The sequence below is a fragment of the Bacillus spongiae genome, from assembly GCF_037120725.1.
GTDB lineage: Bacteria > Bacillota > Bacilli > Bacillales > Bacillaceae_K > Bacillus_CI > Bacillus_CI spongiae.
Genome location: NZ_JBBAXC010000013.1, coordinates 117,855 through 134,466, shown reverse-complemented (window position 1 = coordinate 134,466; position 16,612 = coordinate 117,855). Strand labels below are relative to the sequence as shown.

At 38.4% G+C, this 16,612-nt stretch carries 7 protein-coding genes; all 7 read left to right on the top strand.

Annotated elements, in window-relative coordinates; genetic code table 11:
- Positions 1-571 precede the first annotated feature (571 nt).
- A complete protein-coding gene (locus tag WAK64_RS15855; RefSeq protein WP_336587969.1) occupies positions 572-874 on the top strand; it encodes a hypothetical protein in 303 nt (100 codons plus the stop codon).
- A gap of 383 nt (positions 875-1,257) precedes the next feature.
- The gene (locus tag WAK64_RS15850; protein WP_336587968.1) at positions 1,258-1,698 is read left to right on the top strand and encodes an NADAR family protein; all 441 of its coding nucleotides are present in this window, start codon (positions 1,258-1,260) and stop codon (positions 1,696-1,698) included.
- Positions 1,699-2,533: 835 nt separating this feature from the next.
- Positions 2,534-3,589, top strand: a complete 1,056-nt coding sequence (locus WAK64_RS15845; protein WP_336587967.1) for a right-handed parallel beta-helix repeat-containing protein — start codon at positions 2,534-2,536, stop codon at positions 3,587-3,589.
- A 462-nt stretch (positions 3,590-4,051) separates the two neighbouring features.
- Positions 4,052-4,669 carry an alpha/beta hydrolase gene (locus tag WAK64_RS15840; protein WP_336587966.1) on the top strand — a complete coding sequence of 206 codons (618 nt, stop codon included), beginning with the start codon at positions 4,052-4,054 and terminating at the stop codon, positions 4,667-4,669.
- Between the two features lie 141 nt (positions 4,670-4,810).
- Entirely contained in the window at positions 4,811-4,933 is a 123-nt protein-coding gene (locus tag WAK64_RS15835; protein ID WP_336587965.1) for a hypothetical protein, read from the top strand.
- Between the two features lie 82 nt (positions 4,934-5,015).
- Positions 5,016-5,864, top strand: a complete 849-nt coding sequence (locus WAK64_RS15830) for a M15 family metallopeptidase (protein ID WP_336587964.1) — start codon at positions 5,016-5,018, stop codon at positions 5,862-5,864.
- A 1,594-nt stretch (positions 5,865-7,458) separates the two neighbouring features.
- Positions 7,459-16,611, top strand: coding sequence for a DNRLRE domain-containing protein (locus tag WAK64_RS15825; protein WP_336587963.1), 9,153 nt, complete (start codon positions 7,459-7,461; stop codon positions 16,609-16,611).
- Position 16,612: the final 1 nt, after the last annotated feature.

Here is a 16,612-nt window from a genome sequence, read left to right as displayed (position 1 = left end):
CTAGTGATAGGGAAAGCATTTATAAATCCTCCTAGTGTTTGTTTAGTCGCTAACATTATGACCAGGATTTTATAGATGCTTTCCTATTTTTATGGATAAATCACAAAATTTGGTGATGAACCACATTTTAAGCCCTAAATAATATATTAACAAACTTGATAGTACATACAATACTTATAAATTGTATGGCTATCTAATGAATTTTACTAGACACTACCATTCTCTTCCCCAAATACTAAACCTCCGATTTTTAAATTTTTAGACAACTTTGACGTACATAGAACGAACAATTATGATAGAGAAAACTACTCGAATTCAATTAACTTTTGAATATCGATATCTAGCACTTGCATATCCCTTCTACTGTTGATAGGTATACCCCCCGTAACAAGTAATCATTTTAAAGTAATCGAGTGAAGAGTGGTTCACTTTCAGCAAATAAAAAACGTTCATTATAATTTTTCATTTTTTTGCTATTAAAATAGCGGTGTTGGATGCCAGTATTACCATATAAAAGGAAAGTAGGTATGGGAATTTAGTGATAATGACCAATATGAAGGAGGCGTAACGATTGAAGGAGAGCCCTGAGTATGCAAAAACGATTATTGTGTTTGTGAAATATAAAAATGCGAATAGGTGGTATGTTGCGGATAAGGAACTTTGGTTTTTGGATTTACGAAAACTGTCTGCTGCTTTTATTAAGAAAGGTATTGATGTTTACAAGCCTAATGATTTCTCAAATAGGTATGATATTGATATAGTAAACGAGGATACAGCGGAGGATTTCCTGAATCACATTAGTGACATGGAGGCTTCAACAGAAGAATTGCACAACATACTGAAGGGTGATTCTATAGCGATATTGTTGATCTAGTTCCTTCTCTATATGTTGATTTTGATAATAAAATTTTAATATCCTATTATCCTGAACCAGCATCCTATGAAGCGTATGTACCAAATGGGTGGATTGGAAAGTATGAGGATTTTATGTTTACGGATGCTATCCCACCTGAATATAGATATTGGATGATTAATGGTAAGAATGTATTTTTATAACGAGAATAAAAAACGGAAAAAAGTTTAGCAGAATCATTGTTTCTCCCATAGGTTTCTGTTACAGCAGAAGCGGACCATCATCAAAATCCAGACCCTCTTTTTGGGAATTAGGGAAGTTAGAAGGCTATATAGAAAAGATTCTTAGGTACTCCCCTTTTAGTAAATAATATAGAAAGATAATTTATGTAAAGGAGCAAAAACATGGCAATTTACTTTTATAAAATTAATGACGATTATGGTAGTTTTTCAAACTTCTCTCCTCATGGGTTTGAATTAGAGGGTTCTTTTTGGCGTACGAGTGAGCATTATTTTCAAGCAAAGAAATTTATTGGAACGGAATATGAGGAAGAGATTAGACGTTCCGATTCTCCTATGGAAGCGGCAAAAAAGGGGCGTGATAGAAGTAAACCCCTTAGGAAAGATTGGGAAAATGTGAAAGATGATGTGATGAGAAAAGCCGTGTTGACAAAGTTTACTGTACATAAAGACTTACAACAACTACTTCTTTCTACGGGAGACCAAGAAATCATTGAAAAAACGTCAAATGATTACTATTGGGGATGTGGAAAAGATGGTTCAGGTAAAAATATGTTGGGTATTATTCTAATGGAAGTTCGAGAACAGTTAAGAGAGACAGTTTAATTACGATATTGAAGACCTTGATTGGCTATTCGGCGATCAAGGTTTTTATGTATTTGGATTAATGATTCAACAGGGACTGAAGAACATCAGGTTGGTTTTGAGAGTTTCTTGATGGAAAGGAAATTTTGTAACAATGGAACAAAATAAAATCGCTAAATTTGGCGATTACAATGCTTTTTTTGTTTGGTAGGGAAAGGCTATGTAATAAATTAGAAGTTAAAGGTTAAATATTGCAGAAAAGATGAATTCAAGTGGCGAACCTGTGAAGCCAAATAAAGAAAATCGTCAGAAAAATACATGTAGTTGATTTTTTTAAATTATAGATAGGAACAAAAACACAATAGTTCAACTCCTTCAAACGTTAAAAAATCCTCACTCTCTTTACCTAGTCCTCGTGATGATTTACTTCCAAAGGATTTGCCTATTATGGCACTACAATATCTTGTTTAATTATTATATAGGGAGATAAGAAAGCTGATTGAGAGTAAATTAAATTTGTATGCAGTATTCGAGTATCTATTTAATAAAGCAGCAAAATTTGAAACGACTGCAATAGTCTATCCGTTAAAAAATACAATAACTAAAAAATTTACTTGAAATTGTTCCATTTCATTACTCCTAGCTTTATGATTCATCACATGTTAGTAAACATGTAAAAGACATATATAAGACTTTTAATCACCTTTCTTATTTTTACATTAAATGGATATTTTAGAAATATAGCTTCTCATTGCTCTTGGTACGATACTGAACAATATGCTTTAAAGTACATAATACATTTTCACTCCTCATAAAGTGTAAAAGCATTATTTATTTCTAAAAGTGAGGTGGGAAAGTGGGTGTTTCAAAACGAAACAATTATGTGGTGGGATTCACTGTATTCGTGACACTCATCTTTTTAGCTATTCTTGCTGTAATCAGTTATGTAATTATAAACGAAAAAACAATTGTTGTACCAGATGAAGTGGGGAGTATCCAAAGTGCAGTTGATGAAGCGCAGGAAGGAGACATTATTTTAGTAAAAGCCAAAGAGGATGGTACTCCTTATAATGAATCCGTGACCATTGATAAAGATCATATTAAGTTAATTGGAATTGGGAAAGAGAAACCTGTTTTAGATGGAGCTGGTGTTGCAACGAGTGGAATCACTCTCAATGATAGAACAGGGGTATTGGTGAAGAATTTTATCGTTCAAGAATTTTTTGATCAAGGTATTCATTTATCCAACTCAGCAACGAGCAACAGGATTGTAGGAAATATGATTAAGGATAATGTAAATAGGGGTATTCGATTAAACGATTCAGTAACTGGCAACGTGATTAAAGGGAATAGCTTGATTTTGAATGGCTTTAGGGGTGTAGACATAGATAATTCAACTAGCAATATATTTCATGGAAATACATTGAATAATAATGGAACGGGGATTGGTTTAGAAAATAATTCAGATAACAATATGTTGAAAGCCAATACCGTTAACGATAATGAGAATAGAGGAATTATTTTAGTTAATTCAACTAGCAATAGGATTTCAGCGAATATCCTTAATAATAGCAATCTTAATGAGGGTATTTTATTAATAAATTCAAGTGGCAACCTGATCAAAGGCAATACTGTTAATGAGAATGGAGATGAGAACACGGAGGTTGGGATAGATTTATTCAATTCGGATGACAACACGATTACAGGAAATAAAGTTAGGGATAATGCTGGTGATGGTATTTTCTTAGATGCTAATTCTACGGGTAATGACGTTCACTTTAATCGTTTATTCGGAAATGGAGATGGGGGGTTTACTACATTCGATATCAATAATCAAAATATTATTCCTCCTCTTAATAATTTCAAAGGAAATGAATGTGATAATAGTGACCCAAATGGTCTTTGTAATTAATCAGAATAAGTACCCTTATTAGGGTTAGGGTGCTTTTTTTGTGCAATTGCGCTGGAATATTTAATGAAAATGAGAAATAGATTTAATGAATTTTTTCAACTACTAATGTTTTTATTGATAGGCACTGAAAAATGTTTCTCCTCTTAAGTAGAATGCAACCTAAAACAATCATTCGATACAAATGATTGACATGAGAGAATAAATAATGTAAATTTATTTTTAAATCGAGATATTTTAATTGAAAATATTTTTATACAAAGTGAAATTAGGACTCTTGTTAAATATGAAATTGTATCATTCTTTGTAAGTTAGGAATGATTGGTGTGTGTTTAAAAATGTGAAGTGCAAAACACTTTTCAACACATAATTTTCCAAGGTAGGATTTTAGAGACCTCTATTCACTAAGTAGCTATCGTTAAAAAAGAAACTGTACCTCACGTTTGGTTTGAGAGGAGATGCGTTATGAAACATCTATTTGAAAAAGGGAAAGATCCATCTAAGCCAACATTACTTTTGCTTCACGGCACAGGAGGGAATGAAGAGCAATTATTGCCCATTGCGAAAATGATTGATGATGAAGCTTCAATCTTAAGTGTACGGGGAAATGTATTAGAAAATGGAATGCCTCGTTACTTTCGGAGAATTGCTGAAGGTGTTTTTGATGAGGAAGACTTGATCTTCCGTACAAAGGAATTGAATCATTTTCTTGATGAATCAGCTGAAACGTATGAGTTTGACCGAGATCAGGTGGTCGCAATTGGCTACTCCAATGGGGCAAATATAGCGGGAAGCTTATTATTTCAAGAACAAAATGCCTTAAAGGGCGCTATTTTACATCATCCGATGGTCCCAAGAAGAGGCATTGAACTTCCTGATTTGTCAGAGACATCCGTCTTTATTGGTGCTGGTTCAAACGACCCCCTCTGTTCACCAGCCGAATCCACTGAACTACATTCGTTATTAGTGAGAGCAAAAGCGAATGTGGAGCTACATTGGGAAGACAAGGGACATCAATTGACGATGGAAGAAGTAGAAGCAGCAGCTATTTGGTATCGGAAACAATACTCTAATAACAAGTAATTTTTTGTGAATGCTGATAGTAATGCAATACCTAAATATGCTGAGAGCCCACTTGAGCTTGTAAAGGGCTCTTTTTTTGATTTCTACAAAATGATGTGCAGGATTGTCTAATGGAGTCAAGCTAATGAAGGGAGAACATAATTGTTTAAACAATTATCGAGCAATCTTTCGGTGAATATCGATGAATTGGACGGACATCTACCGTTTATCGTATCTGGTTTTTTGATTTTCTATCAATCTAGTATTTACCCCGTAAATGACTAGATTGTCATTTTCAAGTCACTCGACTGTCATATTCGCCCAATAAAATAGAGAAATAAGAGAAACTGTGGAGGGTGATGTAGCAATGAAGAAGTGGGGGTTATTTTTGTTTCTGATGGTATTTGCATCGGTTAATATTGAACAGTTCTTTCAAAATAAAATCCATATTCTAGACAATATTCCGAATAAAATAGAAGACGAAGAAACTGTGGAGAGAAAAATGACGAAAGAAGAGATTTATTTAGGAAATCTTCTCCTTGTCAATGGTGACTACCCTGCTAAACATGAGAGTATAAAGAAAGATATTATTCATTTAACTAGAAACGAACCAATGCTAGAGGGGATCGGACTTCTGAGCAGCGGCATCTATTTATCTAAGGAAGTAGCACTTGCTTTTTCTGAGCTGGTTGCCGCTGCTAAAGAAGAGGGAGTGAATCATTTTATGATTAATAGTGGGTTTCGAGATGTTCAGGAGCAAAACGAGCTTTACGAGGAAATGGGACCTGAGTATGCATTGCCGGCTGGATATAGTGAACATAACTTAGGTATCTCCCTTGATGTTGGGTCTACATTAATGAGAATGAACAAAGCACCGGAAGGAAAGTGGATCAAAAAGAATGCATGGAAATATGGATTTATTTTACGTTATCCAGAGGATAAAACAGAAGTAACTAAGATTCAATATGAGCCGTGGCATATACGATATGTAGGATTACCTCATAGTGCAATCATGAAGCAAAATAATTTAGCTCTTGAGGAATATATTGCTTATATTAAAAAAGAAAAAACGCTCTCTGTGATGGTTAATAAAGAACGATATACGGTGTCGTATTATCCTATTTCTGATAGTAAAAGTATTAAAGTTCCTGAAGATAAGCAATATGATATTTCAGGAAACAATATTGATGGTGTTATCATCACTGTGCACGAATGAACAGTCCTATTTGATTGATAATGCACAAAGTGCCTTCCTTGAAAATCAAATGTAGGGGATGATTGTCATGAAGAAGAATAAAGTGCCTTTCAATAGCTGTTGTTAAAAGAACTGCGCGTATTGTTGTGCCTACTATTCCTAATAGCAATGGGGAAGAGGCGATTTTAGCCTTCAATATGAAGATGGTTATACGTCTGGGTAAGCAATATGAACACTTTATCACGCCTAATTATCATATAAGGTCATCATTGATTTTTATCTGGTTGGCCTTCTTTTATAGGTTTTTCTTTACAAAAGTTGATCAAGTATTTCTTGAATATAAAGGAGTTTTTAGTAATTTGAATGGCCTTTATCCAAAAAAAAGCCTACACTATATTATTTCTTATGAAGAAGTAAAGGTACCAGCAGAAGAATTAGCTAAGGAAATGCATAGTATAGGAGGAAAATGATCGTATGGGTGGTTTTATGAGAAGGCCTTAAAGTTTAAAGAATCACCAGAACGAAACCTATTTAATAAGACTCTGCACCAAAGCCATTTGGTTACGCTAAAAATGTATATTCAACTGCTTCTTCAATAACGAGAGTTTCTCTGAATGTACAAGAACAGGAAATTAAATCGTTAGCAATGCAGTTTGAGCTTCTTTTAGCTATCCCAGAGATAGCAACTAAAATAACAACGATACTTATTTCAAAAATAGGAGATGTACCTCAGTTTAGTCACGAAAAAAATAGTAGCCTCTGCAGGGTTTGATGCAAGGATTTAGCAATCTGATAAGTATACGGCTATGATCAAAATAGGATCTATTTAGCTTCGTAAGAGACTCTATACAGCTGTTCAGTGAAGATTAATCAATAATCAAAAAATGAAGATTCGTTCATATAATGACAAATGAAGTGAGGGAAGGCCTCATAAAGTAGCTATCATAGCTAGCGTCAACAAGTTATTGATGGAGCTTATGCCATATCACGTTCATTATTACTATATCATCTTTTATCTAGGATGATCTCTTTACAAATATTGACCTATATTAGCTGGCAGAACAACACGAGCATAAAAAACTTTAGATAACATACCCACGTAAAAGCGGAAAAAGGACCAGCTTTTAAAAATGGACATTCTTCTTTATTGAAAACCTTCATTATATACCATTTTATCCTGTTATTCCTTTGGCACATTTCCTACTCCTTCCTTTTTTCTACTAGATAAATAGTTTATCTGGGAGGTGTTTTTCCTCCGTCATCTTACAAATTCAATGTAATATATATAATGTCCATTACTTGGAATCATTATATAAATATAAAAAATAATTGCTTCCAGTAGGTAAATAAATGAATCGAAATAGTGGTTAGTGTTTATTAAGAAGAGGAATGAATGAAAAGACTGAAGAAACACTTAAAGTTATGGAGAAATAACCCCCGTATTAAATTATTCTTATAATTTATTCAATTAAAGAGAAATATCTATGTAATATTAATGTAATATTACATAGATATTTCTACTTTTTTTTAGTAGAATATAAAGGTTGAAAATAATAGAAACTAGCAATTATTTGACGTAGATTATATGAATGTTATAGGAAAGGAGAGGGTAGAGATGAGAAACAAATTACAATCATTCTTGACATTATTTATTGTCATCACAATGATCATCTCATCAATTCCGGTTCCAGCTGTAAATGCGGAAAGCAAAAAGGAGAAGGAAGCAGCTGTTGAGCCGTTGTCGGAAGGAGAAGAGTACGACGAGGTTGAACCGATCGAGGAGGAGCTCTTAGAAGGGCTTGAACCTGGTGATGAAATCGTCGAAAAGCGGACGGAAACGTCGAAGTTGATCTATAATGGCGATGATACCTTGACGGAAGAAATCTATTTCAATCCGATTCATAAAAAGGGGGAGGACGACGACACGTTTGAAGAAATTTCAACGGAGTTCGTAGAAGATCCTACTAGTGAAGAGGAGATTGAAACAGAAAACACGACGTTACAAGCGAAATTTAGAAAAAAAATGAAAAAAGGAAAGTATGCCAAGTTTACGATTGGTGAACATACCCTTTCGTATTCCCTTTTAGAAGCATCTGGTGAGGGTGTGGATTCGGTGAAGCCAAAGGATGTGAAAGCAACCTTTGAAGGCAATACTGTTACATACGAGGAAGTTTTCCCGAATACGGATTTGCGGAATGTTTCATTTGACCAAGAAACGAAAGAAGATTTTATCCTTCATTCCTATGAAGGTCTAAGTACGTTTTCATTTCATATTAAAACGAAATTAACAGGGGAAATTACCGAAAACGGTGAACTCAAATTTGTTGATGAAGACGAAACGCCAATTTTCACTGTACCGAAGCCTTATATGGAGGATTCAAATTATGATGACCATAAAGGAGAGGCAGTTCGGTCTGATAAAATTGAATATCAATTAGAGGAAGCGAAGAATGGATATATTCTCTCTGTCGTAGCGGATGAAGACTGGTTAACCGATCCAGAGCGTCAATATCCTGTCTATATTGATCCATCTATTTCCGTTGGGAATACGATGGATACATTCGTAATGAGCCCTTATCCAACGACGAATTATAATTCTGGGAAATGGGACAGCGGTCAAGGACAATATACGTTAAAAGTAGGGTATTATGATTCAGGTTCAGGAAGGGTTTATGCCTATTTACAGCCGAATACAAGTGGTTTGACACCTGAAGCAGGCTATATGGTGAATAGTGCAAAACTAAAAGTGTATGTTACGCATCATTATTATGCCAATAATCCGAATGGGCTTTGGGTGGATTATGTTAATAGTTCATGGAATGCAAGTACATTAACGTGGAGTAATAAACCGTCTTCCACGAACATTACAAGTGTTAACGTTGGCCGAGAGCAATGGGCAACGTTTGATGTGACGAACATTGTAAAGGATTGGAATAAAGGAAAGAAAACAAATTATGGCTTTAAGCTCCATACGAATGGAAATGGCCAAGAATATTGGAAGAAAGTCGTATCAGGTTCCAATTCTACGTTACAACCTAAGTTAGAAATCACGTATACGACACTTGCCAAAGCAACAGCACCGACCGTGAAAGCCTACTCAAGTGGGAAGAACACGACAACAGGTTACCTCGATATCTCTTGGAACAAAGTGACGGGGGCTGACGGGTATAAGGTGGCAATCTTTAACGGAAAAGCTTATCAATACTATGATGTTGGGAACGTGACGAGTTGGTCAACGAAAGGAAAGAAATTATGGCCGACGAATGCGGAAATAGAACGGGGAAATTACGCTCTGCATACGGATGGAAGAGGAGCGGAACTGCCAAATAACCCGATCTATACGTATATCGCTTCAGGCGGGAATTACCAGACGAGACAAAATTACTGGATTCGAATTGTTGCCTATAATAAAGAGTTCGGCGTAGAAACCCCTTATTCTGATTCAACGCGTCCTATCATGCCGGATAGTACACCGCCAAATCAGCTTTCAAAGCCGACAGTGACGGTGAAAGATGGTGCCCTCAATAGTGGGAACAGCGCGGAAGCAACCGTATCGTGGAATGCTGCGGCAGATCTTCCTGCCACTATCGGGTCTGGCATTAATTATTATGAAGTGCAAAAGAAAGTGAATGGTTCGTGGAGTGCAGTAACTAGTGTCAAATCGACGGGAGGAAGTAAGTATAGCTATACAGTAAAGGACTTGCCCGATGATGGAACGATTGCATTTAAAGTAAGAGCCTTTGACAACAAAGGAAATTACACATCCTATTCGACTTCAAGTGACTATAAGACGAAAGATCGGACAAGACCAAGCACGCCATCTGCAGTTAGTGTAACCCCGTCAGATTGGAGTACATCAAATGACTATAGTGTAACCTGGAAGGGGATTACCGATAATACTGCGTTAGCGTCCATCCAATATAAACTCGATGATCAGCCGTGGGATGATATCGGGTCGACTAGTAGGGATGGAACGAAACGCATTCCGAATGAATTAACAGACGGTGTTCACACGATTCAAATCAGAGGAATTGACCGGGAAGGAAATACAGGACTTGCAAAGTCAGCTAAGCTGTATAAAGATACGGATGCTCCGATCGTTTCCTTTGATAATCCGAAGCAAAACGAAACGGTAAAAGGGATCGAAGAGGTTCGGGTCAGAGTGCACAATCTAACCCCTCAAGCAAGCTACGCCAACTTGATTCATAACGGAGAATTTTTAAATGGGCTGGATGGTTGGACAGAGGTTCGGAGCAACGATGATGGGTCGGTATCGAATGAAGGGGAAACCGATGTCGAAACGCTAGCCCTAAAACTGAGTCCAAATTCCTCGAGCTCGCAAGAAGATCCTGGCTACCTCGCTGCTACTTATGAAATAGAGGTAAAGCCGAACGCGACGTATCGCTTACGAGGGAAAGTTAAAACCGATCTTGAAAACGCGAGTGCTCGCTTCAAGCTCAAAATTATGAAAAAAGATGGCCATCATGTTGAATGGATTGATAGTGAAGATCACGTGTGGGCAGGGGTGAATAATTGGTCAGAGGATGAACATACATTCACAACCCCAAGTGATGCAAGAAGAGTCAAGCTGTATCTACAGGTAGATCACCAAGACGAATACGCAAAAGGATCGGCCTGGTTTGATTCGATTTATTTTGAAGAATGGAACGAAGAAACGCAGAAGTATTCTGCAAGCTTAGTGGACAATGGTGATTTTACTTCAGGAGTTGGCGGCTGGACAACAGTCAAAAAACATGACTTTGGTCGAATGTATTCCCCGCCGAAATCCTTTGAGAAAACGATGACACTCAAGATCAATCCGAGCGCATCTAGTAATGGCGGATATCTCGGGGCAAAGTATGAAGTAGAGGTAAAGCCAAACACGACGTATCGATTAAGAGGAAATAGTAAAACGGATCTTGAGGGTGCAAATGCCTATTTCAAGCTCAAAATCATGAAGAAAGACGGGAAGCACCTCGAGTGGATTGATAGTGAAGATCATCAATTGACAGGGATGAGTGAATGGACAGAACATGATCATACATTTACCACCCCAGAGGATGCAAGGCAAATTCAGATCTTTGTTATGGCGGACCATCAGGATCCAGCTGCGAAGGGCGTGGCCTTATTTGATTCCATTATGCTTCAGGAATTAGAAGATGACCAAACGCAGGAAGCGGGAGAATATACATGGACTCTTGCTTATGGCGAAGGGTCTGATCCGGATCACTTCACCACACTCACTGAAGGAACTTCTACTTCAGAGGAAATAAATTATTCATGGAATACATCGGATTTAGTAGATGACAGAGTCTATACTTTGAAATTTACGGCAACAGATGAAGCGGGGAATGACACAACGAAGACGACAAGTGTGCTTAACTCGAAGGATACATCGAGTATTGAACCGCTTATCAAGGTGACAAATCCTGAAAGAGATCAAACGGTGACCAACGAGACACAGTCGGTTGAATATGTCGCGAGTCCGAATGCAATTCTCGATGTATTGAATTATGATCAAGTCGATTTATTTGTTAATTCCAAGCTCGTAGATAAAAAGGAAACGGCGGCTGATGAACTTTCCTTTGATGCAACGCAATATCCTGAAAATAGCTTGAACCAGCTGTATGTGAGAGGAAAGGATGCCTCTGGACAGTATCACTACAGCACGTACGCTTATCAGACAGAAGGGATTGTCGATCTGTTTGAAACAGAGGAAAAGATTGCGAAACTTTCGAGTGCGGAGAGAACGGACTTAGGAATTCAATTAACGTCTACAGCGAAAACAGGGATGGTTGAATCGACTGCTGTAACGGTACCTGGTGACATTAGTACCATTTTGTTGACGACATCAGAAGAAAAGCCAAGTGGTACATCCATTTCGTACGAAGCTTCTGCTGATGGTGGGAAAACGTGGGATGCGATCACGTTAAATGAACCGTTTGCGTTATCGCATTCTGGAAGTGAGCTAAAGGTGAAGGCGACACTCTCGACAGCTACTGCAGGGGTATCTCCGAGGTTACAATCTTGGGATTCAGAGATTGTGTACGTGAATACACAAGGTCATTCGTTTAAAGTTAAGCTTATAGACGAGCCGAAAAACGTTAGTGCAACACCGAACGTCAACTACATGACGCTGCTGCGCTGGGACGCTTCAGCGACAAAGGATGTTACGTACTCAATCTATCGTAGTGCGACGCCAGATTTTACTCCATCTGAAGCGACATTAGTGGAAGAAGGCGTAAGAGCAACGTACTGGAATGATTATAATTTAAATTATGGACAGACTTTCTATTATCAGGTTGTGGCCGTAAAAGAGTTGAACGGAACGTCTCGTCATAGCGTAGCGTCGAATGAAGCGAAGTCACAAGTTGTTTCGAAAGAAGAGCTAGAGAAGCACCTAGGATTACAAGATTATTGGAGCTATAGCAGCTTCCCGACGGCAAGAGGGGAAGGCTATGTCAACATCGCAAGCGGGAATCTTGTGTATCAATCTTCTGATTTTGTCCATGTGTCACCACAATTAGCGATGGTGATGAGACGAAGCTTTAACAGTCAATCGACGACAAAAACACCGCTTGGCTACGGCTGGGATTTCTCGTTTAATACGACGTTGTTAAAGGAATTTAACACAGATGGCGAAGAAATCGGGCTGATCTTAAAAGACGGCGATGGTAGTTTGCATCGTTTTGCCAAAAAGGAAGACGGAACGTATGAGACACCTAAAGGGGTTCATATGACGTTGACGAAAAAGGCGGATGGTTCGTACGAAATTTTACGAACAGATCAAGTAAAATATGTCTTTGACGGGCATATGAAATTGATGGAACTAACCGAACCAAACGGCAATTCCTTAGTGTTCTTTTATGAGTCGACGAGAGGAAACTTAACGCATGTGATTAATAATCTCGGCGAGCAAACGTACCTCTTCTATGATTATAAAGATCGATTGAAGAAGATCGTTGACCCATCTGATCGTGTGTATCACTTTGAGTACGACGAATCGTCAGACCGGTTGAAGAAAACGTACCAAGTCATTAAAAATGAAGAATATGCGGAAACGTATGTGTATAATGAAGAGTTTACAGAGCTTCAAGGGTTAATTGATGCGGAAAGCTATGAAACAAAGCTTCAATACGAAGATGGGAAAGTAAGGAAAGTCACCGATTCGATTGGCGAATATTCTAGCTTTACGTATGACGGAGAGAAGACGACGATCACAACGGATAAAGGGAAGGAAGTATCCTTTACCGTCAATGCAGACGGCAATATCACCTCCAAAACGAATCCTGATAACCATCAAATCCATTATGAATACACGGATGATATGCTCGTTGATCATGTGTATTATGACAATACGATTGACGGTGAGAAGAAGACGTTACACCACCGCTATACGTATGACGATCGTGGCAATATTTTAACGACTACCGATCCATTAGGAAATATCACGGAATTTAAGGATTACAATGAGATGAACTTGGTAGGAGAGGTTATAACTCCGATATCCGAAGGTGTGACATCCACATCGTCTTACGAGTATGATGCACGAGGGAACGTGCTTACGTCTACAGATCCGGCAGGGCGAACCATTTCATATACGTACGATGACTTCGGTAATCAGAAAACGACCACGAATGAATTTGACCAAACGACAACGTACGAGTATGACCGTAAGGGAAGAGTAACGAAAATTAACGAGCCTTTAGGCAAAGTCACGGAAATCATGGAGTATGATTCACAAGGAAACCCTGTGAAGATAAAAGACCCTGAAGGGAATATTATAGAGAGTAAGTATGACGTGCTCGACCGTTTAATTCAATCGACGGATGCGAAAGGGTATACCGTTAAGCAAACGTATGACCTGAACCATAACTTGTTAGACGTAACAAATCAGCGTGGGTTTGTGACGACCTTCAAGTATGATGCAGTCGGCCGCTTGAAGAAGACGATTTACCCAAATGAAGATGAAGAAGAAATATCGTATCAGTATGATGAAAATAATAATGAAAAAATCGTGTATACCGATGGAGAAGGTCGGACAAGCACACAGTACTTTGATGAAGTTGGACGCTTAGTAAAAGAAGAAGCGTTTAATGCTGCCACGATGTATGAGTATGATGATGTTGGAAACATGACGAAGGTAACAGACGGAGAAGGGCGTGTAGCGCAATCTGTCTACGATGAACTTGGTCGTCAAACAGAAATAATCGTTGATCCAGCAGGCAAAAACGTTGTAACAAAAAACGTGTTTGATTTACAAGGTAATGCCATTACATCGATTGATCCAGAAGGGAACACGACAGATTACGAATACGATCAACTCAATCGATTGAAAAAGGTAAATCAAACTGTTGACGGAGAATCATTAACGACCTCGTATGCGTACGATAAAATCGAGGGAGACTATGTTAAAAATACGGTAACGGATGCGCTAGGCAGGGAAAAGGCGACCTACTTAGATGCACTTGGTCGTGTATTTAAAGAAGTCAATGAAGGAACCACTGGTGATTCTGATAAGATGGAGCAAACCTTCAAGTACGACTTGAATGGAAATTTAGTTGAAACCGTTCATAACGACGGCTCTATCGTTACGAAAGAATACGATGAGCGTAATCTTGTCACGAAGGTGACCTACGGTGATAAACAGTGGACGACATATGAGTATGACGCCAACGGAAACCGCGAGAAAATGGTCGATTCCAACGATGGAAAAACGATCACGTCGACGTATTCCTTTGATACAAATGACCGCTTAACGCAAGAAACGCAAGACGGAACGATCGTAAACTACCAATATGACGCAAGTGATAATGTGACAAAGGTGTATTATCCAACCGAGGATGGGGACCAACAAAAGGATATTGATTATGTTTACGATGAGTACAGTCGCTTAGAATCGATCCTCGTTGAAGGGAAAAAGGTACAAGACGTTGTATACAACGCGGCCGCACAAGTTGATTATGCGAAAAACTACTTGAAATTTGATACAAATGGGTCTGACTATGTCAAAATTGATTATGTGTACGATACACTCGGACAAACAGAATCGATTGGTTATTTTGAACAAGGGACGAAAAAGCTTGAAGAGTATCAGCTGACCTTTGATCAACGTGGGTTCATTAAGAACGAAGAGATTTACACGAATTACGGTGAAGCAAAAACGGTTCAAAAAGCGTACCAATACAATGAAGCCGGTCAACTGAAGGAATCTACGATTGACAACAAGACGACGTCTTACACGTATGATGCGGTTGGAAACCGGAAGACGATGACAGAAGGAAGCGATTCGTTCTCATATTCGTACAATCAATTCAACCAGCTGAAGACGACAACGAAAAATGGTAGTCCACATGCGACGTATGAGTATGATGGCCGAGGCAATCAGCAAAAAGAAATCATCAAAAAAGACATTGATGGACAAATTAAGGATGTCACAACCAACTATACGTATGATCAAGCGAACCAACTGTCTAAGGTAGAAACGATCACACCTGGAAAAGAGACGTCTATCACAAAAAGCTTTTACAACGGGGATGGACAGCGGATAAGAAGAGATGTAAATGGACTTGTCACAAAATACATTTATGACGACGATGCCATCCTTTACACGACGGATGAAGACAACCGAAAGGTTACGGAAAACGTCCTAAGTCCAATTGGCGCGATTATTAGCTCGAAGCGCTTTGATGGAAATTACGCGAATAATTATTTCTTCTATCATTATGATTCTCGCGGAAGCGTCACGAATGTGCTCGACCCTGAAGCGAAGCGAGTGAAGGGCTATGAGTACGACGACTTCGGTAATTCGAAAGAAGTTGGGGATAAGACGTTTAAAAATGATGTGAAGTTCACCGGTGCCGTTCACGATGCATCAACTGGCTTACATTATATGAATGCTCGCTATTATAGCTCTGAAACGGGACGATTTATCTCACAGGATACGTATAAAGGGAACGCCTATGACCCATGGACCCAACATTTATATACGTATACGACAAATAACCCTATCAACTTTGTCGATCCAACCGGGCATTATGCTGTTGATCCAGACGGGAATAAAATTCTTTCAAGCGGAGCGTACGTCCCGAACGTTCCTCGTCCTGAACGTCGACCTCCTACTGGTGATAAGAATAAGGTGAATGGTGGAAATAATAGTAGTGTTGGTCACAAATCGACTACTAGTGGCAGTAAGAAATCTAAGCCGTCTAAGAAGCATAGGTTTCTCGCCCAAGCAACAAAGATTATGCATAAGTCAGCCGACATGCTGGGAATACCACCTGATACCATTAAAAAAGCAAGTAACGAAATTCAGGAACTTTCAGATAAGTATATGAATAGATCAGCTTTTATAGACACTGCAGCAGGTTTTGTCGCAGGGGTCACGAGTGAATTAGGAAATTATAGAATGAAAAATCGTTTTCCGGCTCTCATAACAGATAATTACCAACGATATGCTAAACCTTTTGCTAAAAGTATTGGGAGAATCGCTCCATTTGCTTCAGCAATATTTCCTATCACAGATATAGTGGCTACTATTAATGATCCAGATTTGAGTACGGGTAAGAAAGCCTTAAAGATCGGTATTATTCAAGGAGGATTTGCTGGCTCTTTTTATGCTGGTACGCTTTCAGGTGCAGCTGCTACTGGTCTTTCAGGTGGCAACTTAGTGGTGGGAGCAGCAGCAGGTATTGCTGTGGGTACCAGTGCTTCATATGGGATAGCCAAGGGGCAATCATATCTATACAATAAATGGGAGTTGAATTAAG